The 21,817-nt window shown below is 61.8% G+C and carries 21 protein-coding genes and 5 tRNA genes; 20 read left to right on the top strand and 6 right to left on the bottom strand.

Features of this window, described 5'->3' with window-relative positions; translation table 11 throughout:
* Positions 1-30 precede the first annotated feature (30 nt).
* From E0L29_RS08555 to rny, 10 genes are all read left to right on the top strand, one after another.
* The gene (locus E0L29_RS08555) at positions 31-3,183 is read left to right on the top strand and encodes an efflux RND transporter permease subunit (protein WP_131357727.1); all 3,153 of its coding nucleotides are present in this window, start codon (positions 31-33) and stop codon (positions 3,181-3,183) included.
* Complete coding sequence (locus E0L29_RS08550; protein ID WP_131357724.1) at positions 3,180-4,580, top strand: TolC family protein; 1,401 nt, start codon at positions 3,180-3,182, stop codon at positions 4,578-4,580. Before E0L29_RS08555 ends, E0L29_RS08550 begins: the two co-directional genes overlap by 4 nt.
* A gap of 89 nt (positions 4,581-4,669) precedes the next feature.
* Positions 4,670-4,742, top strand: a tRNA-Pro gene (locus E0L29_RS08545).
* 25 nt (positions 4,743-4,767) lie between these two features.
* Positions 4,768-4,843 (top strand) — tRNA-Arg (locus tag E0L29_RS08540).
* Positions 4,844-4,869: 26 nt separating this feature from the next.
* Positions 4,870-4,945 (top strand) — tRNA-His (locus E0L29_RS08535).
* 9 nt (positions 4,946-4,954) lie between these two features.
* Positions 4,955-5,026 (top strand) — tRNA-Glu (locus E0L29_RS08530).
* 70 nt (positions 5,027-5,096) lie between these two features.
* Positions 5,097-7,499: a phenylalanine--tRNA ligase subunit beta gene (gene pheT, locus E0L29_RS08525; protein ID WP_131357722.1), complete on the top strand. Its 2,403-nt coding sequence runs from the start codon at positions 5,097-5,099 to the stop codon at positions 7,497-7,499.
* A 14-nt stretch (positions 7,500-7,513) separates the two neighbouring features.
* Positions 7,514-7,822 carry a hypothetical protein gene (locus tag E0L29_RS08520; protein WP_131357718.1) on the top strand — a complete coding sequence of 103 codons (309 nt, stop codon included), beginning with the start codon at positions 7,514-7,516 and terminating at the stop codon, positions 7,820-7,822.
* Positions 7,823-7,830: 8 nt separating this feature from the next.
* Positions 7,831-8,094: a cell division protein ZapA gene (locus E0L29_RS08515; protein ID WP_131357716.1), complete on the top strand. Its 264-nt coding sequence runs from the start codon at positions 7,831-7,833 to the stop codon at positions 8,092-8,094.
* Between the two features lie 302 nt (positions 8,095-8,396).
* Positions 8,397-9,971 carry a ribonuclease Y gene (rny, locus tag E0L29_RS08510; RefSeq protein ID WP_131357713.1) on the top strand — a complete coding sequence of 525 codons (1,575 nt, stop codon included), beginning with the start codon at positions 8,397-8,399 and terminating at the stop codon, positions 9,969-9,971.
* A gap of 94 nt (positions 9,972-10,065) precedes the next feature.
* On the opposite strand, the gene hisB is transcribed toward rny, so the two are convergent.
* Both hisB and E0L29_RS08500 read right to left on the bottom strand, forming a co-directional pair.
* Entirely contained in the window at positions 10,066-10,668 is a 603-nt protein-coding gene (gene hisB, locus E0L29_RS08505; RefSeq protein WP_131357710.1) for an imidazoleglycerol-phosphate dehydratase HisB, read from the bottom strand.
* A gap of 6 nt (positions 10,669-10,674) precedes the next feature.
* Positions 10,675-10,926: a DUF2905 domain-containing protein gene (locus tag E0L29_RS08500; protein WP_131357707.1), complete on the bottom strand. Its 252-nt coding sequence runs from the start codon at positions 10,924-10,926 to the stop codon at positions 10,675-10,677.
* 81 nt (positions 10,927-11,007) lie between these two features.
* Here E0L29_RS08500 and secG point away from each other — a divergent pair, with 81 nt between their 5' ends.
* The 4 genes from secG to E0L29_RS08480 all read left to right on the top strand — a co-directional run bounded on the left by secG (position 11,008) and on the right by E0L29_RS08480 (position 12,429).
* Positions 11,008-11,346, top strand: coding sequence for a preprotein translocase subunit SecG (gene secG, locus E0L29_RS08495; protein ID WP_131357704.1), 339 nt, complete (start codon positions 11,008-11,010; stop codon positions 11,344-11,346).
* A gap of 7 nt (positions 11,347-11,353) precedes the next feature.
* Positions 11,354-11,429: transfer RNA gene (locus E0L29_RS08490), tRNA-Lys, on the top strand.
* Positions 11,430-11,449: 20 nt separating this feature from the next.
* Positions 11,450-11,683 carry a hypothetical protein gene (locus E0L29_RS08485; protein WP_131357701.1) on the top strand — a complete coding sequence of 78 codons (234 nt, stop codon included), beginning with the start codon at positions 11,450-11,452 and terminating at the stop codon, positions 11,681-11,683.
* A gap of 122 nt (positions 11,684-11,805) precedes the next feature.
* Entirely contained in the window at positions 11,806-12,429 is a 624-nt protein-coding gene (locus E0L29_RS08480) for an outer membrane beta-barrel protein (protein WP_131357698.1), read from the top strand.
* A gap of 66 nt (positions 12,430-12,495) precedes the next feature.
* On the opposite strand, the gene E0L29_RS08475 is transcribed toward E0L29_RS08480, so the two are convergent.
* Complete coding sequence (locus tag E0L29_RS08475) at positions 12,496-14,202, bottom strand: ATP-binding protein (protein ID WP_131357695.1); 1,707 nt, start codon at positions 14,200-14,202, stop codon at positions 12,496-12,498.
* Between the two features lie 98 nt (positions 14,203-14,300).
* Entirely contained in the window at positions 14,301-14,681 is a 381-nt protein-coding gene (locus E0L29_RS08470) for an HIT family protein (RefSeq protein WP_131357692.1), read from the bottom strand.
* A 195-nt stretch (positions 14,682-14,876) separates the two neighbouring features.
* On the opposite strand from E0L29_RS08470, the gene E0L29_RS08465 reads away from it, so the two are divergent.
* The gene (locus E0L29_RS08465) at positions 14,877-16,205 is read left to right on the top strand and encodes an LptF/LptG family permease (RefSeq protein ID WP_131357689.1); all 1,329 of its coding nucleotides are present in this window, start codon (positions 14,877-14,879) and stop codon (positions 16,203-16,205) included.
* Positions 16,206-16,217: 12 nt separating this feature from the next.
* Here the strand turns inward: E0L29_RS08465 and E0L29_RS08460 are convergent, their stop codons facing one another.
* Together E0L29_RS08460 and E0L29_RS08455 are read right to left on the bottom strand one after the other, a co-directional pair.
* On the bottom strand, positions 16,218-16,583 hold the full coding sequence (locus E0L29_RS08460; RefSeq protein WP_131357686.1) for a hotdog domain-containing protein: 366 nt from the start codon (positions 16,581-16,583) through the stop codon (positions 16,218-16,220).
* A gap of 26 nt (positions 16,584-16,609) precedes the next feature.
* Positions 16,610-18,235 carry an NFACT RNA binding domain-containing protein gene (locus tag E0L29_RS08455; protein WP_131357683.1) on the bottom strand — a complete coding sequence of 542 codons (1,626 nt, stop codon included), beginning with the start codon at positions 18,233-18,235 and terminating at the stop codon, positions 16,610-16,612.
* A gap of 92 nt (positions 18,236-18,327) precedes the next feature.
* On the opposite strand from E0L29_RS08455, the gene E0L29_RS08450 reads away from it, so the two are divergent.
* From E0L29_RS08450 to tpx, 5 genes are all read left to right on the top strand, one after another.
* Complete coding sequence (locus E0L29_RS08450) at positions 18,328-18,858, top strand: dCMP deaminase family protein (RefSeq protein WP_131357680.1); 531 nt, start codon at positions 18,328-18,330, stop codon at positions 18,856-18,858.
* A gap of 20 nt (positions 18,859-18,878) precedes the next feature.
* The gene (gene ribD, locus E0L29_RS08445; RefSeq protein WP_242664339.1) at positions 18,879-19,961 is read left to right on the top strand and encodes a bifunctional diaminohydroxyphosphoribosylaminopyrimidine deaminase/5-amino-6-(5-phosphoribosylamino)uracil reductase RibD; all 1,083 of its coding nucleotides are present in this window, start codon (positions 18,879-18,881) and stop codon (positions 19,959-19,961) included.
* A gap of 11 nt (positions 19,962-19,972) precedes the next feature.
* Positions 19,973-20,389: a DoxX family protein gene (locus tag E0L29_RS08440; protein ID WP_131357674.1), complete on the top strand. Its 417-nt coding sequence runs from the start codon at positions 19,973-19,975 to the stop codon at positions 20,387-20,389.
* An 8-nt stretch (positions 20,390-20,397) separates the two neighbouring features.
* Complete coding sequence (locus E0L29_RS08435) at positions 20,398-21,186, top strand: ATP-binding cassette domain-containing protein (RefSeq protein WP_131357671.1); 789 nt, start codon at positions 20,398-20,400, stop codon at positions 21,184-21,186.
* A gap of 85 nt (positions 21,187-21,271) precedes the next feature.
* Positions 21,272-21,772 (top strand): thiol peroxidase, encoded by a 501-nt coding sequence (gene tpx / locus E0L29_RS08430; RefSeq protein ID WP_131357668.1) that lies wholly within the window; start codon positions 21,272-21,274, stop codon positions 21,770-21,772.
* Positions 21,773-21,817: the final 45 nt, after the last annotated feature.

The following is a 21,817-nucleotide window of genomic DNA, read 5'->3' as shown; positions in this document are numbered from 1 at the left end:
TTCTCATCGTTTAACCCTCAAGCAGCTGCTGTGAAAGGTCTTATCAGATATTTCGTCCGCTATCCGGTTCTCGGCAACGTCATCTTCATCGCCGTCACCCTGTTCGGCCTTGTCTCCTTCAGCCAGATCCGGACGACCTTTTTTCCCGACATCCCTCCCGCGTTCATCTACGTCAGCGCCACCTATCCGGGCGCTTCGCCCGAGGAGATCGAGGAGGCCGTCACGCTCAAGATCGAGGACGAGCTGAAGGGGGTGAGCGGCATCGACCGGGTCACCTCGGCTTCGCGCGAGAACAGCACCACCATCACCGTGGAGCTGATGAAAGGAGCCGATCCCAACGAGCTCCTCCAGGAGGTGACCAACGCGGTCAACCAGATCAGCTCATTTCCTGCAGAGCTGGAGGACCTGCGGGTCTACAAGCAGGAACGGGTCGATTTCGTCATCTCATACTCCCTGCACGGCGACGTCGACCTGCAGACCCTGAAAGGATACGCCCGTGCCCTCGAGCGTGAGCTGCGCAACCGGGGGGCCGCCACCAAGATCGAGCTGAGCGGCTTTCCCGAGGAGGAGATCGAGATCGGCCTGCGTGAGAACGCCATGCGTTCCTACGGCATCACCTTCGAGGAGATCGCTTCGGCGGTTGGCAGAGCCAACGTCAAGATCACCGGCGGCACCATCCGGGGCGAGCGGGAGGACCTGCTCATCCGTGCCGACAGCAAAGGGTACTACGCCGCGGAGCTAGAGAACCTCGTGGTCCGTTCCGACGGCAGCGGGGCGGTCGTAAGGCTCGGCGAACTGGCCGACGTGAGGGACCGGTGGGCCGAGGATCCCAACCGCAGGTGGTTCAACGGCACCCCGTCGATCATCGTCGAGGTTTCCAGGAGCGCCGACGAGGACATGTTCCGCATCAGGCAGGATGCCGAAGCGGTCGCCAGGGATTTCGACATGCGCCATCCCGACGTCGATATCGACGTGCTCTGGGACGGATCGGCCATCGTCAAGGAGCGGGCCGACATCCTGACATGGAACGGGCTGGTCGGCATGGTGCTCGTGGTGCTCTTCCTCGCGTTCTCTCTCAATCCCCGCCTGGCGCTCTGGGTCGCCGCCAGCATTCCGTTCTCGTTTGCCGGCATGTTCATGATCGGCAACCTTTACGGCCTTTCCATCAACGTGGTCTCGCTCCTCGGGATGATCCTGGTGGTCGGCATCCTGGTCGATGACGGCATCGTCATCGCCGAGAGCATCTACCAGCGCTACGAGAAAGGTGAGAAGCCGCTGCAGGCTGCCATCAACGGCACCCTCGAGGTCATTCCCTCCGTCGCTGCGGCCGTACTCACGACCGTCGTGCTCTTCCTCCTCTTCCTCTTTCTCGACGGCGACCTCGGCCAGCGCGTCAAGGATATCGCCTTCGTGGCCATGACGACGCTATTGATTTCGCTCGTCGAGGGCATTTTTATCCTGCCCGCCCACATCGCCCACTCGAAAGCCCTGCACGCAAAGCCTGAGGAGAAGAGCTGGATCCTGCGGAAGTCGGAGGCATTCCTCCATCTGCAGCGCGACGTGCTCTACGCCCCGGTGCTCCGCTTCGCCATCCGCAACCCGCTCGTGACGGCCGTGGTGCCGGTGGCGCTCCTTGTCGTCACGTTCGGTGCCATGAAGGGCGGGCTCATCAAGGCGACCTTCTTCCCGATCATCGAGCACAGCAGCGTCGACATCACCTTCGAAATGCCGGCAGGTACGCCCCAGTCGACGACCGAACGGCTCCTTGGGGAGATGGAGGCGAAAGTATGGGCGGTCGACCGGGCCTACCGCGAAGAGAGCGGCAGCCAGGACGGCCTTTTGACGGCGGTTTCCCGCTCCCTCGGCCCCCAGGCCCATCAGGGCGGCCTGCGCGTCGCCCTCGTCGACAACCGCCTGCGCTCCATCAGCAGCCTCGAGGCCGGCAACCGGTTCCGCCGGGCGATCGGCACGATCCCCGGCGCGACCAGGCTGATCATCGGCGGCGGCGGGTTCTGGGGCATGCCCGTCTCCATCGCCCTGAAGAGCGACAACCTCCGCCAGCTCGACCTTGCGCGCGCCATGCTCGAGCGCGAGCTGAAGGCGATGGAGCAGCTCAAGGATGTCGCCGACGACAGCCCGCCCGGTCTCGAGGAGGTGACGGTGCGGCTGAACGAGAAAGCCTTCGCCCTGGGGCTTACCACCGGGCAGGTGATGCAGCAGGTCCGTTCGGCCTTCTTCGGGCGCGAGGCGCAGCGGCTGCTGCGCGGCATCGACGAGGTGAAGGTGTGGGTGCGCTACGCCGAAGGGGAGCGTTCGAGCATCGGGGCCGTGGAGTCCATGTTCATCCGCCTTGACGACGGGCGGACCATTCCGCTGCGCCAGATCGCCGACCTGCAGGTCGAGCGCGGCGTGGCGACCGTCAACCATATCGATGCGCAGCGGGTCATCAAGATCGAGGCGGACATCGCCAGCCCCAAAACCTCCGTGCCCCAGCTGCTCGACCTGATCGAGGCGACGGTGATGCCGCAGGTGCTCGAGGCCTATCCCGACGTCAGCTTCAATTACGAGGGACAGAGCAGGGAGAGCGGCAAGACCACCGGCTCGATGCGCATCGCCTTTCCGGCGCTGCTCTTCATCATGTACCTGATCATCGTCGTCACCTTCCGTTCCTTCAGCCAGGCGCTTCTGGTGATGCTGCTCCTGCCGTTCACCCTCGTCGGAGTGGCCTGGGGGCATTTCATCCAGGGCTACATCCTCAGCATCCTCTCCCTCTTCGGCTTCATCGCCCTGCTCGGCATCGTCGTCAACGATTCACTGGTCTTCATCAGCACCTTCAACCGCAGGATCAAGGAGGGGGCGAGCGTGGAAGAGGCGGTCTACCAGGTCGGCCTGAGCCGGTTCCGACCGATCATCCTGACCTCCATCACCACCATCGCCGGCCTCGGTCCGCTCATTTTCGAGCAGAGCCGCCAGGCGCAGTTCCTCTCGCCGATGGCCATCTCCGTCGCCTACGGCCTGCTGTTCGGGACCACCCTGACCCTTATCGTCGTCCCCTCGCTCCTGATGCTCTTCAACGCCTCACGCCGCCATCTCTACGGTTTCTTCCGCAAACGGACCTTTACGCCGGAGGAGGTCGAGCCGGCCTGGCGTGAGGAAATATTCACCAGGGAGCAGCAGCCATGACCACCGCCATCCGACCAACCACGCCCGCACCTGTCCGGGCCGGCCTGAAAGGAGTCCTCATCTCCCTTGCCCTGGCAGCGGCTTTTCCCGGCTTCGTCGCGGCGGCAGAACCGCCGCTTCCGGCTCCGGTGACGGCCGATACCGTGCTGGCCCTTCCCCGCCTGAGCCTTTCCGAAGCCATGGTGATCGCCCTCGAGCACAACACCGACGTGCGTATCGCCAGGGGAGAGGAGCGGATCGCCCGGAACGGGGTCCATATCGGCAACGCGGGGCTCCTGCCGAAGGTCTCTGCCGTCTCGGCGCTCTCCTGGCAGGATCCCGGCAGGGGAGGACAGCTGACCCTGGTAGAGTCGACGGTAGCATCCGCGCAGCTGCAGGCCTCCTATACCCTCTTCGACGGGTTCGGCACCTACTTCACCTTCCGGCGACTGAAGAATGCAGGAGCGCTCGGTACGCTGCGGGCGCGCCAGAAGATCGAGGACGCCCTCATGGAGGTTGCCCGGGCCTATTTCGATGCCGCCGACTCGCAGGAGCAGCTCCGGACGGCCGGAAAGGGCGTTGAGATATCGGAGGAACGGCTCCGGCGCGCCAGGCTGAGGGCCGAATACGGCCAGGCCAACACCCGGGAGGTGCTCGCCGCCGAGGTCGACCGCAACAACGACCGCGTCACCCTCCTTAACGCCCGCCTCAAGAGCGAACAGTCCTTGCGGGCCCTCAACGTGCTGCTTTCCCTGCCGCTCGGGGAGCGATTCGCCCTTGCCGACACCGCCGAAGCCCGTCCCGCGGCGCCGCTCGACACGCTCAGGGCATGGGCCCACGAGTCGAACGCCGCCTGGCTCGTCAAGAGGCGGGAAGTGCGCGACAGCCGGTTCGCCCTGCTCCAGAGCCGCTCCGACCACTATCCCGAAATCGGACTCGAAGCCGCCTGGGGCCTCAGCCGCTACGCCGAGGGCCATGAGCCCACGCTTGAGGGCTCCTCTCCCGGCGCATCGGGGTCGGTCAGCCTGAGCTGGCCGATATTCAACGGGCGGCAGAGCGCCATAAAGAGCGAGAACGCGCGCATCGAATGGCTGAACAGCCGCATTGCCGAAGAACGGGCTGCCTCCGAACTCGAGCGCCAGCTGGCCGATGCGCGCCGCGCCTGGGAGAACAGCCGCCGCGTGCTCGGCTTCGAAGAGAAGAACATCGAGGCGGCCCGGCTCAATTTCGACAGGACCCGCGAGCTCTACGTGCTCGGGCAGGCCGACGCGACAACCTTCAGGGAGGCGCAGCTGAACCTGATCAACGCCGAAAAAAGCAGCGCCTCGTCGCGTTACGATCTGCGGCTTCGCGAGCTCGAGCTGCGCCGGCTCACCGGCCGCCTTCTCCGTCCGGTTGAGGGTGGTGCCGACCGGTAGGCCGTCGAGAACTTTTTTTTGCGCGTATATGGTTTTTTCTTTGATAGTTTGAGCATCGAGGCTATATTTGGAGCCTTCCGTTAAGAATACGGGGCATGGCGCAGCTGGTAGCGTGCCTGCTTTGGGAGCAGGAGGTCCCGAGTTCGAGTCTCGGTGCCCCGACTGAAGAGGTATCGGGAGTGACGACGTGCCCGTAGCTCAATGGATAGAGCATCAGCCTTCTAAGCTGAGGGTTACTGGTTCGAGTCCAGTCGGGCACACCAGGGAAGTCTGTTTTTTCGTTTTCTATGGTGATTGTAGCTCAGTTGGTTAGAGCGCCAGGTTGTGGCCCTGGAGGTCGGGGGTTCGAGTCCCCTCATTCACCCATGTTTTTTGGCCCCATCGACTAGCGGTTAGGTCACCACCCTTTCAAGGTGGCGGGACGGGTTCGAATCCCGTTGGGGTCACACTTCAAAGCTCTGTCCTTAGCCGGAACAGGGCTTTTTTTATTGTAAACGAACGCAGGTTTTCACTCCTATGAAAATATCTGTCAGCTGGCTCGGGGACTTCCTTCCCTCATTCTCTCCAGACATTCCGGCCCTTGTCGACCGTCTCACCTTTCTCGGTCTCGAGGTCGAGGAGGTGGATTCGACTCCGCTGCCAGACGAGCGGGTCGTGGTCGGCCGTGTGCTTTCGGTCGAGGCCCATCCCGATGCGGACCGACTGAGGGTCTGTATGGTCGAGGTCGGCGGAGAGGAGCCGCTGCAGATCGTCTGCGGCGCGCCGAACGTGGCCGCCGGGATGGTCGTGCCGGTGGCGACCGCCGGAGCACGCCTTGCGATGGAGGACGGAACCTCCTTCACGATCAAGCCTTCCAAGATCCGCGGCCAGCGGTCTTTCGGCATGATCTGCGCCGCCGACGAGCTCGGTCTTTCCGGGGACCACTCCGGCGTCATGGAGCTTGGCGCCGAGTGCCGGGTCGGGGAGCCTTTCGCGCGCTATCTCCATTCCGATACGGTGCTCGATATCGCCGTCACCCCGAACCGTCCCGACGTGCTTTCGCATCTCGGCATCGCCCGTGAGCTCGCCGACTCCCCGGAGAGCATCCGGCGTCCGGAGGGTGCGGCGGTCGAGTTCTCCCGGAGCGGCTCCCTCGTCGAGATCCTGGACGCCGGGGCCTGCCCGCTCTATCTCGGCACCCTCATCCGCGGCGTCACCGTGGCTCCTTCGCCCCGATGGCTCGCAGAAAGGCTCGAGTCCATCGGGCTACGTCCGAAGAACAACATCGTCGACATCACCAACTACGTCCTGCATGCGCTCGGCCAGCCGCTGCACGCCTTCGATCTCCACAAGCTCGAGGGCGGGCGCGTCATCGTGCGCAGCGACATCGAGGGCACCTTCACCGCGCTGAATGGCGAAAGCTGCTCCGTGCAGGCGGGCATGCCGGTCATCTGCGACGGGAAAAAACCGGTGGCCCTGGCCGGTGTGATGGGCGGGCTGGATTCGGCCGTCACCGAGGGAACCGTCGACATCCTGCTCGAAGCGGCGTATTTCTCCCCCTCTCCCGTCCGCCGTTCAGCCCGGCTTTCAGGGATCTCTTCCGACTCCTCCTACCGCTTCGAGCGGGGCATCGATCCTGCCGGCGTCACGGCGGCAGCCCGGGCAGCCGTCGCCCTGATCCTCGAGATCGCCGGCGGAACGGTGGAGGTTGCCCACATGCAGGGCGAGCTGGAGCCGGCCCCCTCCGTCATGCCCTTCCGGCCTTCTCGCGCCAACGAACTGCTCGGCACCGCCATCGCCCCTCAGGCGATGGCCGGGATGCTCTCCAGGATCGGTTTCAGGGTTCTCTCGGACGAGGGGGGCGTGATGCAGGTCGGGGTGCCGACCTACCGTGTCGACGTCCAGCAGGAGATCGACCTCATCGAAGAGGTTGCCCGCCTCCACGGCTACGACAACATCGAGGCCTCCCCGAGAATGGCGGCCACCTACCCCTCTTCGCGGAAACGTCCCGGGTACTTTCCCGACTTCCTGCGTTCGGTCATGGTCGGGCTCGATTTCCGCGAGGTGCTCACCAACCCGCTCATGAAGCGCGAGGAGGCGGCGGTTTTCAACGAGGATCTCATCGCCGTCCTCAACCCCATCAGCGAAGGGCTGGAGGTGCTGCGCCCCGGCCTTGTTCCGGGCATGCTGAAGGTCATCGCCCACAACATCCGCCACGGCAACCGCGACATGCGCCTCTTCGAGGTGGCCCATGGCTTCACCGCCGCCAGCGGTGCGGATGCTGACGGGAGAGGTCCGCTCGGCGCCTACCATGAAAAGGAGTGGCTGGCGATGGCGCTCACCGGCAGCCGCTACCCGCGCAGCTGGAACCAGCCTTCCGACAGGGTCGATTTCTACGACGCCGTCGGTGCCGTCGAGATGCTGCTCGGGAAGCTGAATTTGCTTGATAAATCAGCAGTTAATATTTATAATGACAAGACTGTCAGTATTGATTTGGAACTGACGGAAGGGAAGAAAAAACGGTTACTCCCCGCAGGCCGTGTCACCCGGCTCGATTCGGGTGTGCTTGCAGGGTTCGACATCGAGCAGGACGTCTTTATCGTCGAACTCGATGTTCCGGTGCTCGAAAAGGGCTACAGCCCCGATGTCGTCTACGACCCGCCTTCGAAATTCCCCGCCGTCCAGAGGGATCTTTCATTCAGCCTGCCAGGCACGGTTCCCGTACAGTCGCTTGTCGGACTCGTCCGTTCCAGCGACCCCCTCATCCGGGACGTCTCCGTCTTCGACCTGTTCGAACGGGACGCCGAGAGGAGCGTCGGGCTTTCGATCTCGATCGCCGACCACAAGGGTACCCTGCAGGAGGCCAGGATCAGTGAGATCCTTCGCACAGTCGGAGTCAATGCTGAAAGTAAGCTTGGTGCGGTAATTAGACAGGTCTGAGATACCCTTGTTCCATGCCTGAACGGAAAGGAGAGGACATACTGGCCGGCATCGGCGCCCTCGAGGGAGGCATCACCGCCCTCGTCAACCGGCTGGACGCATGCCGGAAAGAGAACGCGGCGCTGAAATCCGAACTTGCAAGCCTCCAGGAGGTCCTCCGATCGATGAAGCTTCCGGGGGGCGGCTCGACGCCGGCGCCGAAAGGCGGGGGAGCGGGTCCGGTCGGAGAGCTTGCCTACGCCGAAAAGCTGCAGGTGAAGCAGAAGCTGGTCTTGATACTCCAGAAGATCGAAATGGAACTCAGGGGCGGACAGGCCGTGTAGGACGCGATATGGAAAAGTTTGATGTAAATGTTTACGGAGATACGTACCCTCTTCGTGCCGACACCCGCGACGCCGTCGAGAAGGCTGCGGGCGAGGTCGACCAGCGGATGCGCCGTTTTGCCCAGCAGGCCCCCTCGTTCGAACCGCTGAGGCTCGCTGTTCTCTCCGCCGTTGCGCTTGCCGAGGAGAAGCTGCAGCTGGAGGATGCGCTGGCGGAACTCCAGCGGAAAATCGAGGGCCTCAACGCTTTTGTCGGGGACAATCTCGAGTAAACAGTTACATTGAGAGTAGGAAAATATCCGCACCAGAAGATCGAGGTGTCTGTAAGTAAAAGAACTAACATCAAAGAATAGGGAGCCAGACTCTTCTTTTTGATTGCAGGCCTTGCCGGTGTCCGGATCCGTCCGGAACCCGTGTGCAGTGCACGCGCTGCACCGTTGGAAGCAAGAGACGGGAAGGAGGCGCCCACCGTGTTTAACGGGTTCTTGAACTTACACATCTCGCCATGGTGCGGATTTTTTTGTTTAAAATGGTGCCCTGTCGCTGACTGCGGCACAAAAAGGAGGTACTTTTAATGGGAATTGTCATAAACCTGTTTCTGATCATTTTCGCATCGGTTGTGTTTTTCGCGGCAGGTTTTTTCATCGGGCGTTTCTTCCTCGAGCGTGTCGGTACGACGAAGGTTCTTGAAGCCGAGGAGCGTGCCGTGCAGATCGTCCAGGAGGCCCAGAAGGAGGCCAACGAGTACAAGGAGCTGAAGGTCACCGAAGTCAACCAGGAGTGGAAGAAGAAGCGCCGGGAGTTCGATCAGGAGGTGGTGATCAAGAACAACAAGTTCAACCAGATGCAGAAGCAGGTGCAGCAGCGCGAAGGACAGCTCAAGAAGCAGCTGCAGGACGTTCGCGACACCGAGCGCAAGCTCCAGGACCGCCAGAAGGAGCTCGACCAGACGATGGAGACGGCCTCGGCTCGCTCCGCAGAGCTCGAGCGCATCATCACCGAACAGAACCAGCGCCTTGAGAGCCTGAGCGGCCTGCAGGCCGACGAGGCCCGCCAGATGCTCATCGACAATATGATCTCGAAGGCCCGCCAGGAAGCGACCGAGACCATCCACAAGATCCACGAGGAGGCCGAGGAGAACGCCGGGCGCCTGGCCGAGAAGACCCTCCTGACCGCCATCCAGCGGATCTCATTCGAGCAGGCCACCGAGAACGCGCTGAGCGTCGTGCACATCCAGAGCGACGAGCTCAAGGGCCGCATCATCGGGCGCGAGGGACGCAACATCAAGGCCTTCGAGAACGCCACCGGCGTCGACATCATCGTCGACGACACCCCGGAGGTCGTCATCCTCTCCTGCTTCGATCCGATGCGCCGCGAGCACGCCAAGCTCACCCTGAAGAAACTCCTCGCCGATGGCGTGATCCATCCCGTAGCTATAGAGAAGGCCTACCAGGACGCGGGCAAGGAGATGGCGGAAGTCATCATGAGCGCTGGCGAAGAGGCTCTTTCCTCGCTCCAGATTCCCGACATGCCCGCCGAGGTCGTCAGGCTTATCGGAACCATGCAGTTCCATACCGTCTACGGCCAGAACCTCCTGCAGCACAGTCGCGAGGTGGCCATGCTTGCCGGAATCATGGCGACCGAACTCAAGCTCGATCCGCGCAAGGCCAAACGTGCCGGCCTCCTGCACGACATCGGTCTCGTCCTGCCCGATACCGACCAGCCGCACGCCCTTGCCGGCAGGGATTTCATGCAGAAGTTCAAGGAGTCGGCCGTGGTGCTCAACGCCATCGCCGCCCATCATGGCGAAGCCGAGAAGGAGTCGCCGATCGCTGATCTGGTCGACGCCGCAAACGTCATCTCTCTCTCTCGCCCCGGAGCCCGCGGTGCAGTCACCGCAGACGGCAACGTGAAGCGCCTCGAGAGCCTCGAGGAGATCGCAAAGGGGTTCCCGGGCGTACTGAAGACCTACGCCCTGCAGGCCGGCCGCGAGATCCGCGTCATCGTCGAGGGTGACAACGTCAGCGACAGCCAGGCCGACGTGCTGGCCCACGACATCGCGCACAAGATCGAGTCCGAGGCGCAGTACCCCGGCCAGATCAAGGTGTCGATCGTCCGGGAGCGCCGCTCCGTCGCCTACGCGAAGTAAGGGGGCCGGCAACGCGCCGGATACCGCAACAAAAAAGGCTGCACCTTTCGGGGATGCAGCCTTTTTCCTTTTATCTTTGCGGCCATGCCGGTTCCTACAGCACGCCTTTCGTTGAGGGGATGCCTCCTCCCTCGATCCTGACGGCGTCCTTCATCGCCAGGGCGAAGGCCTTGAACATCGCTTCGATCATGTGATGCGTGTTGAAGCCGTCGAGCACGGCCAGGTGCACGTTGGCTTTCAGCCCGGATGCGATCGAGGTGAAGAAGTGCTCGACCATCTCGGTCGACATGCCCTGGACCACCGGCCGCTGGAAGTCGGCCTTCACGACGGCGAAGCTGCGGCCTCCGAGGTCGACGGCGGCGCGGGCGAGCGACTCGTCCATCGGCACCAGGGCCGAACCGAACCTCCGGATGCCTTCGCGCGTTCCGAGTGCGTCGAGAATGGCGCTGCCGAGTACGATGGCGACGTCTTCGACCGAATGGTGGTCGTCCACCTCCAGGTCTCCGCGGCAGCTGAGTTCGATGTCTATGCGGGAGTGGCGGCTGAACGAGACGAGCATGTGGTCGAGGAACCCGACTCCCGTCGTGACGGAACTCTTGCCGCTGCCGTCAAGACAGATCGTTGCCGAAATGTCGGTTTCGCCGGTCCTGCGCGTGAGGCTGGCTTTTCTCGGGGAGGTCTTTGCTGATTCGGGCATGGGGTGTCAGTGGATGAATCTGTTGATGAGATAGGCGACGAGGGAGAGGAGTATCGAGAGCAGGATCGAGGTGCCGAGCGGAAAATAGAGGGAGAAGTTCTCCCGTTCCAGTTTCATGTCCAGCGGCAGGTGCCCGATCCAGGCCAGGAGATCCGTGTGCCCCGTCCGTGAAAGAAAGAGGAGAAAAAGTCCGCAGATAACGGCCGCCATGCCTGCAATCAGAAGAAATTTTCCTGCATCTGCAAACACCACTTGCATAGTTTTCAAAACTTTCTAAATTAAGGGCCTGTTCAGTTGAAAAGATACCGATATTTGCGAATTAATTAAAGCTGGCGGCACATGCATGTCTTCATCGTGGTTCTTGCCCTGCTCGCATCGGTGCTCCTCATCGGGGTCATCATGCTGCAGAACCCGAAGAGCGGCAGCGGACTGACCGGTGGCATCGCAAGCCTCGGAACCGTACAGACTCTCGGTGTCCGCCGTACCGGTGATTTTCTCGGAAAGGTGACCGCCGTCCTTGCAGCCGTGGTGATGCTCTTCTGCTTCATCGCAGAGTTCACCCTCCCGCAGCGGAGCGGAACGGCAGAGAGGAAAAGCGTTCTTCAGCAGGAGGCTCCGGCAGTGCCGCAGCAGCCTTCCGGCACCGCCCCGATGATTCCGGAGGCGCCGGTAAAGTAAGTTTCATGCACTCGTGGCTCAATTGGTAGAGCAAGTGACTCTTAATCACTGGGTTCCAGGTTCGAGTCCTGGCGAGTGCACCACAAGAAAGCCCTGTAATTCAATGAGTTACAGGGCTTTTTTTCTTCCTTTCCCTGGGGCGCTTTTCCTCTGGTTGTTGGTTTGTGAGTGGTTCTGGACAGCCGCTCCGCTGGTTTCCGCTGCGCCCATTTCCCGCATTGCTCCTCTTCGCGATAATGGTTTTTTTGAAATGCGTTACAATGCTGCCGCAATAGGTCGTTTTGTGTCATTCTGCCTCATGGCGTTCGTTGTGTCTCCTCTTTTGCCGCCTGTTTGAACGATGGTATCGAGCCGGCAATGCAGGGCATGCAAGGCTGACCCGTGTTTTGTTTGTTTTTGGCACGCTATGTGCTGATTTGATCCCGGGCATTTTCCCTGACAAACAAAACGTGTGTTTCCATGAAAAAAATCGTGATGGCCTTGCTGGTTGCCGGCATCTGTGCCGCCCCTTCAATTGCTTCGGCTGAGACTGATTCCTACATCAGTGTTTCTGCCGGATTGGGATTGATGCACAACCAGGACATCAAACTGTATGGCATCTCCTATGATGATGCTATCGAATTCAACTCTGGTCTTGCTCTTGAGGGTGCCCTCGGCACAAGATCCGACAATTACCGTGCAGAGTTTGCCGTCGGCTATCAGTCCAGCGATATGGATAAGGCTTTCGGCGTCACGATCAATGATTATACGATCAGCGACATCAACGTTTCAACGCTGTCCTATATGCTGAACTGCTACAAGGATTTTCATCTTGACGGCGGGGTCTCACCGTATCTGATGGGCGGCGTTGGCGCGGCAACCGTTTCAAGTACCTATGACTATCAGGATATTCACGCATCAAGTGATGACACGGTGTTTGCCTATCAGCTTGGTGCCGGAGTGTATGTTGACGTTTCTGATGATTTGGCTGTCGATCTTGGCTACCGCTACTTCGCTACTGACGAGGCGGCCATCCTTTTGGATTCAAGTCGAATGACCATGGAAAGCAGCCGGATCCTTCTCGGCATGCGGTTCAGATTCTAGCCTGTTTTCTCCAGTCCGGCACAATGCATGCGGCACCGCTTTGTCGGTGTCGCTTCATATCCTCCCTCAGAACTGCAGCGGGATGTCGAAGCCGTTTGAGCGCGGCAGCGATATGCTGATGGTCGTGCCCGTTCCCTCCTCCGTATCCACTTCAACGCAGCCGTTGCTCTGGCGAACCAGCCCGTAGACCGTCGAGAGGCCGAGGCCCTTCTGCGAGCTCGTGCCTTTTGTCGTGAAGAACGGGTCGAAGATGTGCGGGCGGAGCTCCGGGGCGATGCCGCATCCCGTGTCGGTGATGGAAATCCTGACATAGTCGCCGGGTGTCTGTATCGTGCCGGATGCCCGGATCCCGGTGGATTCGACGTGGTAGCACCCGCTGCTGATGGTGATGCTTCCGGAGCCGTCGATGGCTTCGCAGGCGTTCATGAAGATGTTCATCAGGATCAGTTCCAGCTGGCCGGGATCCATCCGGGCCCATAGCTCGTCATCGCTTAATGTCCATTCGATCCTGACGGAGTCCGGGGCGAGGTTCTGGAGCATGTCGAACATGCCGTCGATGACGGCGTTGACGTTGAGCATATCCGGATTTCCCGGCTGCTTCTCGGCAAAGGAGACCAGCTGGGAGGCCAGTTCCATGTTTCGGGCAGTGGCGTAGAGGATGGTCTCGAGCATGTTCCGGTCGGGATTGTTCTCCGGCAGTGAATCGAGCAGATGCCGGGTGTTTTCCTCTGTCACTGAGAGCATGGCGTTGAATTCGTCGACAGCTCGGGTGGCAACCCTGGCGACAAGCCCCTCTTCCTGGAACTGCCGGAAGTATTTCTGCAGGTTCTTTTCCGACTCTTCGGCCCGCTTCCGGCCGATGATGTCCCATGCCGTTTCGGCAAGGAGCCGAACCAGCTGCAGATCCTCGTCGGTATAGTCGCAGCGCTTGTTGGCGATCCCGAAGAGGGCCGTGACGCCGGTCTCTCCCATGAGCGGGACCAGTACCAGGCGCCTGATGAAACCATGGCCTTCAGGCAGGCCGGACTCCGTCGCCATGGCTCGGAAATCATTGATCACGAGCGGCTTCTGGTCCTTGATTACGGGATTGAAGAGGGGGGATTCCTTCAGGACCAGGTGGGCGTCCTCGGTTTCATCGGAGCCGAAGAGTCTCGCGGAGCCGGTCGACCATATCATGATGTGCTCCAGCCTGTGCTCCTCGGGAGTGAAGCTGCAGAATCCGCTCTGGCTGCCTGTCAGCTGTTCGGCTTCGTCCAGCGCGATGCGCAGCAGCGCTTCGATGCCCGTATGGTCCTTGAGCTCCTGCAGGCGCAGCCGGAACGCCTGCAGGGCGGCCAGGCGCTTCTGCTTGTCGATGTTGATTCCGATGGCCATGACGCACGCTTCTCCGTCGACGATGAGCCGTTTGCCGTGCAGCGCCCTCCACACGAAGTGCGGCCCTCCCCGCAGGAGTATCCTGGCTTCTCCGACGATCTCCTTCCCGTTGCGGAGGATATCGCTGAAATACTCTTCCATCAGCGGTCGGTCGTCGGGATGAATGGTCGAAAACCCGTCGACCTCACGCATCGCTTCATCCGACCCGCCGACAATGTCTTCACGCATGAATGCGTTCCAGGCGATCATCCGGCCGTCGGCGGTCATGATCGAAAACGAGCCGGGAATGTTGGCATACAGCTCCTGCAGTTCGCCGAGGCTGAAGTTCCGTTCGCCGGGAGCGCTTCCGTTCTGTTTCGAGTCGGTTGCGGCTGCCGTTTCGTTGTCCGCGTGTTTCATCAGGTGCTGCTTGAGGGTGGGGATTGCTCCGTATCCGTTCCGTTAACGGTCTCACTGTCCCTGAAGATAACAAACCGAACCGATTGAGCGGAGCTTTCTCAGTAGTGTTGCCGTGAGGGGATGACGCCCCGAACGCCCCCTTTCGGGTTTTCACTGTCGCCCTGCCTCCTCGGGATGAGGTGGATGTGGCAGTGGAAGATGGTCTGTCCCGCCGCTTCGCCTGCATTGACTCCCATATTGAACCCGATGACGGTGCGGTCCCTATGGAGGATATGGCGCCTGGCCAGGCGCAGCAGTTCCGTGCAGGATGCGTGTTCCTCGCCGCTCAGTTCGAAGTAGTCGGCCTCGTGCCGTTTCGGGATGATCAGCATGTGCAGGGGAGTGACCGGAAAGAGGTCGTAAACGGCCGTTGCGTGAGGGTTCTCGAGGACGACCTGTCCGCGCGCAATGTGGCAGAAGGGGCAGTCGGGATCGTACATGGTCGGGTGGTATGGAGTGTGTCCGCATTTCGATGTATGCCGGGCGGAGCCGCATAGGGTCGTGCTCCGTTTTCCTATGATAGCAAACGACGGGGGTTTCTGCACATCATCTCACGGAGCCGATTTTTTCCGGTGCCCCGTTCCGTCTCCTGCGCTCTGTTTTTTGTGTTATATTCTCCCAAACCCGAACAGCATATGAAACTCATCGACCGCTACATCCTCAAGTCCCTCGTCGGCCCGTTTTTCTTTGCGTTCCTGACCATCATTTTCGTTCTCATCCTCCAGTTCTTCGCCAACTTCGCGGATCGCTTCATCGGCAAGGGGATCGACATCGGCTCCCTTCTCGAGCTGATCCTGCTGCAGTCCGCATGGATGGTCGGTTTGGCGGCTCCGATGGCCGTGCTCATCGCCGTCGTCATGACCTTCGGGTCCATGACGATGACGTCGGAAATGACGGTCTTCAGGGCTTCGGGAATTTCCCTCTATCGGCTGATGGTTCCGGTGCTGATCGCCGGTTTCGTGCTCTCCCTCGTCGTCGAGCGTTTCAACAACGTGTTTCTTCCCCAGGCCAATTACCATGCCCGCTCGCTCATGACGGACATCGCGAAGGCCAAGCCGACCTTCGGCATAACGGAGAATGCTTTTTCCCCGCTTGTCGACGGGTATTCCATTATGGTGCGGAGCGCCGATGAGCGGAGCGGCAGCATCGGCGACGTGATCATCTACGACACCACCCGGCCGGATTTCCGCAGCACCATCACCGCCAAAAACGGCAGGATCGGATTCAGTTCCGACGGGCGCTACCTCGTCATGACGCTTTTCGACGGCCAGATCAACGAGGTGAAGGTGCCGGGCGGCAACCTCTACCGCAAAATGAGCTTCGAGAGGCACCGGTTCGTGTTCGAGTCCACCGGATTCGGTTTTACGAGGAGCACGGAGGGGCGGGCCCGTTCGGGCGGCCATGAGCTTTCCGCTTCGGAGCTTCTGGCGGTGGCTCGCGACTACCGGCAGCAGGTTGCCGTGGCCGAGCGGAAGATCAGCATGCCGATCGACATGCTGGAGCAGGCCATCTCGGTCATTGCGCCCGGCAATGCCGTGAACTATCCCGACGTGCGCGGATCCGGCAATGCAAGGGCCGCCGTGGCCGTCGCCGGCTTCATCGATCGCCAGCTCGGGGTCGTGCAGAGCGAGCTGAGGACCATCGACATGAACCAGATGCTCTACAACCGGTACATGGCCGAGTACCACAAGAAGTACTCGCTTGCATTCGCCTGCCTGGTGTTCGTGCTCGTCGGAGCCCCGCTCGGCGTGATTGCCCGGAAGGGCGGGTTCGGCATCGGCGCGGTCTTCTCCCTTGTTTTCTTCGTCCTCTACTGGGTCATCATGATCACCGGGGAGAAGATCGCCGAGCGAGGCATCATGGAGCCCTGGGCCGCGATCTGGATGGCCGACGCCCTTATCGGCCTCATCGGCATCTACCTGACCGTCAGTCTCACCTCCGCCGTCTTCCGTTCCAACCGTTAGCTTCCGGGCCTCTCAGGAGGCCGATTCCGGAAGCGGCGTCTTGTGCCCGTCAGCATCGACGGAGACGAACGTGATGTTGGTGCTGAAGGCCATCACCCTGTCCCCGTTCTCTATCTTCTCCGTAAAGACCTGCACCCGGTATTCCACCGAGGTGCGCCCGGCCCGCTTTTTTTCAGTCTCGAAGCAGAGGATGGTGCCCTTGCGGATGCTTTTGCGGAACTCCACCCGGTCCATGGCCACGGTGACGAAGTTGGAGCCGGGGTAGTCGAGCGTGACGGCGATGTAGCTCACCTCGTCGATCCATTTGAGGAGGTTGCCGCCGAAGAGGAACCCGTAATGGTTGAGGTGTTCTGGCAGGACGAGCTTGTAGTTTTCCATTCTGTATCGGATGATGTGGTTGGGGGTTACTCTTTTCCGTCTTTCGATGGCGTTACGAACAGCACTTTCTCGCGTTCAACAACGACCTGGCCGGCGGGAAGATTCCTGGAGCGGCGGATATGGCGGCGGAGCGCCTGGATGACGGGGACCAGGCCGGAGTGTTTGGCCGCGGAGTGCCATGCGGCGATTGAGGCGGCCCTGAGTATCTCGTCGGTATGGTCGGGGCCCGATCCCTTCAGGATGCAGTGCGAGCCGGACGCTCCGCGGGCGTGGAGCCAGATGTCGTCGGGTTTGGCATAGCCGAACGTCAGCTGCTCGTTCTCTGCCGCATTCCGGCCGATGAGGAGGGTGGCGGTCTGCGAGATCCTGACGGTTTTGAACGGGTTCCTGGCTTTCTCCGGCTTTCCTCCGCCGATGTTTCCGGCATTTTCCCCCTTTTCGCGCTGCGCCCTGATGAAGGCTTCCGTCTTGCGGGGGGAGTCGGCTTCCATCGAGCGCCGCAGGCTCTCCTGTACTTCCGATTCCTCCCGCAGCAGTTCGCTGCGCCGTTTCTCCATGGCCACCAGGCTGTTTTTCGACTTGGCCGCTTTGCGGAAGTAGCGGGCGGCGTTCTCCTGCAGGCTGAGCTCCGCCTGCAGGGGGATCTCTACGTCGGGGGTGTCGGCACGGAAGATGTCCATGACGGTGATGGAGCCGGGATCGGTGCGTTCCATGAAGAGCGAGGCGATGAGCAGGTGCCCGAAGGATTCCTGGCGCCTGGCCATCTGCTCCATTTCCGCCGGATCCATCGAGCCGAGCTCACTTTGGATTTTGCGGAGCCGCCCCTCCAGGGCGCTTCGTACCGCCTTCATGCGCCCTTCCGTGCCGATCCGGGAGAAGGTTGCCATGCTGTAGGCACTCAGTCCCTCGAGCACGCTCTCCTGCGGGACGGCCGCCTCCGGAGTGCCGGAGAGGATGCTGAATTTCGGTACGCCCCCGGCATCAGTCCATACCGATGGCGAGGGGTTGAGGAGTTCGCGGGCGATGGCGCTGAAGTGCCCGAAGCGGTTCTTTTCGTCCCTCTCCTCTCCGGTGCGCCGCCCGAGTTCCCGCTGGAGCCCGCGGTCGAATCCCGGCAGTCCGGACAGGGGGTCGCGGCCGAGCCGGGCGTTGTCTTCGAGATGGTGCATGAAGAGCTCCTGTGACTCACTCATGCGACGGAGGCGCTCCGGGATGCTCTCTTCGGCCGCTCCCGCCTCCGGCGGCGAGCTCTCCCTGCCGAAGGTTTTCAGGATCTTCCCTTCAGCCGAGAGGAGGGTGGCGGCGGTTTTGGCGGCGAATATCTGCAGGGCGATCCATGCTCCCCCCTCCATATCGATGCGGATCTGGCGGTCGGCGGGATGCATGCTGACCGCTTCGATTCCGAGACCCGCCGTTTCGCTCCAGAGGGTCGCCGAGTTGCGTTTCCTCCGGTGGTGCCCCTTTCTGGTGAACATCGAGATCTGCGGTGTCCGGGTGAAGATGACGAGCTCGAGCTCTTCTCCTTCCCCGGTGGTGAAGCTGCAGGTCATCTCCCCCCGTGCCTGCGAATGGATCCCCACGAGTTCGGCGCCCCGGAGCTTCCGGTCGAGTTCTTGCGTCGCATGCAGGAGGGTAAAGTAATTGCGGTGCATCGTGGGAGGAATGTTGCGTGTCGAGGATCTTTTTCTCTATTTTAGGAAAAATGTGCGGGTTTCTTTCACGAACGCTTGAAAATAAACGGGTTATGGGCGAAGAGCAAAGCGGCGGATGCTGCTGCGGCGGAGATCGGGGCGAAGGCCGGCAGGAGCCGGAAAAACGGCTCGGCTGGCATGAGTATTTCATGAGTGTGGCCCATCTGATCTCACGCAGGGCGACCTGCACGCGGGGCCACATCGGCGCGGTCATCGTGCGCGACAACAACATCCTTTCGACAGGGTACAACGGCGCGCCGAAGGGGCTGCCGCACTGCAACGAGACCAACTGCAAAATATACCGCAGCACCCATCCGGACGGCACGGTCGAGGAGAACTGCGTCAACACGATCCACGCCGAAATCAACGCCATCGCGCAGGCGGCCAAGCACGGGGTCTCCATCAGCGACGCCGACATCTACATCACGGCAAGCCCCTGCATCCACTGCCTGAAGGTGCTCATCAACGTCGGCATACAGACCATCTATTACGACAAGCCCTACAAGATCGAGCATATCGCTGAACTCCTGCGCCTGTCGGGCATCAAGCTGGTGCAGGTGCATGTCGACAGTTCCTCATGCTGAGTCCGGCCGATACCCGCCTGATGGCGCGATGCATTGAGCTCGCCCGACTGGGTTCCGGCTCCGTCAGCCCCAATCCCATGGTCGGTTCCCTCCTCGTCTGTGAGGGTGAGGTCGTGGGGGAGGGGTACCACGAGCGCTGCGGAGGGCCGCATGCCGAGGTGAACGCCATCGCCGCGGTAGGCGATCCCGAACTGCTCCGCCGCTCGACCCTCTACGTCAATCTCGAACCCTGTTCCCACTTCGGCCGTACCCCACCCTGTTCCGACCTCATCATTGAAAAAGGGATCCCGAGGGTGGTCGTCGGTTGCCGGGATCCGAACCCGAAGGTCGCAGGGCGCGGCATCGACCGCTTGCGCTCCGCCGGGGTAACGGTGCGGGAAGGGGTGCTCGAGGCCGAGTGCCTGCGCCTGAACGAGGCCTTCATCACAAGCCATCGGAAGGGACGCCCTTTCATCGCCCTCAAGCTTGCCGAGACCCTCGACGGCAGGATCGCCACCCGGACCGGCGCCTCGAAATGGATCACCGGCAGCGAGGCCCGCCGGGAGGTCCACCGGCTCCGGAGCGGCTGTGATGCGGTGCTTTCCTCTTCGGCGACGGTTCTGGCGGACGGCGCCCGCCTCACGGTGCGCGACGCAGCGGGAGGGAGCCCGTTGCGCGTGGTGCTCGACTCCTCGCTTTCGGTTCCTTTCGATGCGCCCGTCTTCAGCCCGGATGCCCCGACGCTTGTCTTCGCCGCCCGCCGCATGCAGGGCACCTCCCAGGCGCTTGCCGCAGGGGAGCGGGGGATCGAGGTCGTGTTCGTTGGCGAGGCGGAGGGCGGACTCGATCTTTGCGGGGTGCTCGCCGAACTCCATCGCCGGGAGGTGCTCTCGGTACTGGTCGAGGCGGGCGGACGTCTCGCATCCTCTTTCGTCCGTTCCGGGCTTGCCGACAAGCTTTTCATGTTCATCGCCCCGAAGCTTTTCGGTGCCGACGGCGCGCCGTCGTTCGGCGCTCTCGGCGTCGAGGCCCCCGATGGCGCGGCAGGCCTCCGTTTCGAACCGCCGAGGGTTTTCGGCGAAGACATCCTTCTTGAAGCCTATTTCCAGCAACCTCATCCATAAAGGGAATTTCGATGCTTGAGCGATTCGTCAACAACAGCGATCTCGGCAAGCTGCTGCTGCGGTTTTCCGTCGGAGGGCTGATGCTTTTCCACGGCATCCACAAGATCCGGCACGGGTACGCCTTTCTCGGCGGGATGCTCGAGAAGGCCGATCTTCCGGCCTATCTCTCCCACGGCATCCTCTTCGGCGAAATCGTCGCTCCCATTCTCATCGTGCTCGGCGTCTACACCCGTCCCGCCGCCCTCGTCGAGGCGTTCGTGATGGTGATGGCCGTGTATCTGGCCCACAGCAAGGACCTGACCTCCTTCTCCCAGCACGGCGGCTATGCGCTCGAGCTCCAGTTCCTCTACCTGCTCGGATCGCTGGCGGTATTTTTCCTCGGAGCGGGGAAATTCGCCTTTTCGAAAGGCGGGAGCATCTGGAAATAGGGCAGGCCGTGAACCATCCGTTCATCGACATCCGACACCTTACCGCATACCGGGGCGGGCGGCGCGTGCTCGATGATTTTTCGTTCCGCCAGGAGCGGGGCGCTCACACGGCCCTGCTCGGCCCGAACGGATCGGGGAAGACGACGCTCATGAAGCTCGTTTCCGGCGAGCTCTACGGGCTCGACCGCCCGGGAAGTTCCGTCCGGGTCTTCGGGCGCGAGCGCTGGGACGTGCACGAACTGCGCCGGCGCCTCGGCATCCTCTCCCATGACCTCCAGCGGGAGTATCTGCCGGGGGTGAGCGGTCGCGACGTGGTGCTTTCGGGTGCGTTTGCGAGCATCGACCTCTGGCGGCATCACGAGGTTCGGGAGGCTGACCGGAGCCGGGCCGGGGAACTCATGGAGGAGCTCGGCGTCACCTCGCTTGCCGATCGGCGTTTCAGCCAGATGTCGACCGGGGAGCAGCGGCGCTGCCTTCTTGCCCGTGCGCTTTTCGCCAATCCCGACGCCCTGCTCTTCGACGAGCCCACCTCCGGGCTCGACCTCCGGGCGGCATTCGCCTATCTCTGGACTCTTGGCGACATCATGCGACAGGGGCGGACGGTGCTGCTCGTCACGCACCATGTCCATGAGATCCCTCCTGAAATCAAGCGCGTGGTGCTTCTCAAAGAGGGACGCATCATGGCCGACGGTCCGAGGGAGGATGTGCTCACCGCCCCGCTCCTCTCGGACCTTTTCGAGACGCCGCTGCAGCTTGCCGAGAGGGACGGCTGGCACCAGGTCTTTCCCGCCCGGTGAGCCGGGAACTCTCAGCAGCTCCCCGGGGTTCATTACCCGTCTTCCATTGCAGAGTTTTTTTCCTAACCCGTTCAATTCCTACCCAATGGCCACCATCACCCTCAAGGGCAACACCATCCATACCTCCGGCAGCCTTCCGGCCGTCGGCAGCGAAGCTCCGTTTTTCTGCCTCGTCAGGACCGACCTTTCCGAAGCCGGCCCGGCGGATTTTGCCGGCAAGCGCATGGTTCTGAACATCTTCCCGAGCCTCGACACCGCCGTCTGCGCCGCTTCCGTCAGGCGCTTCAACCAGGAGGCCTCCTCCCTCGACAATACCGTCGTGCTCTGTATTTCTGCCGACCTTCCTTTCGCGCACAACCGCTTCTGCGAAGTCGAGGGCCTGAAGGACGTCATCCCGCTTTCCGTGTTCCGTTCCCCCGAGTTCGGTGCCGAGTACGGTGTTGCGATTACCGACGGACCGCTCAAGGGCCTGCTCTCGCGCGCCGTCGTGGTCGTCGACGCCGACGGACGCGTCGCCTACAGCGAGCAGGTTCCCGAGATCGTCCAGGAGCCCGACTATGCAGCGGCCCTCAAGGCGCTCGGCTGAGAGCCCCGCTGCCTCATGGAACATCGAGAGTGCCGGCCCCTGGCC

Origin of the sequence: Chlorobium sp. N1, from assembly GCF_004332115.1 — a bacterium.
Lineage (GTDB): Bacteria > Bacteroidota > Chlorobiia > Chlorobiales > Chlorobiaceae > Chlorobium.
This window is presented reverse-complemented; position numbering and strand designations above follow the sequence as displayed.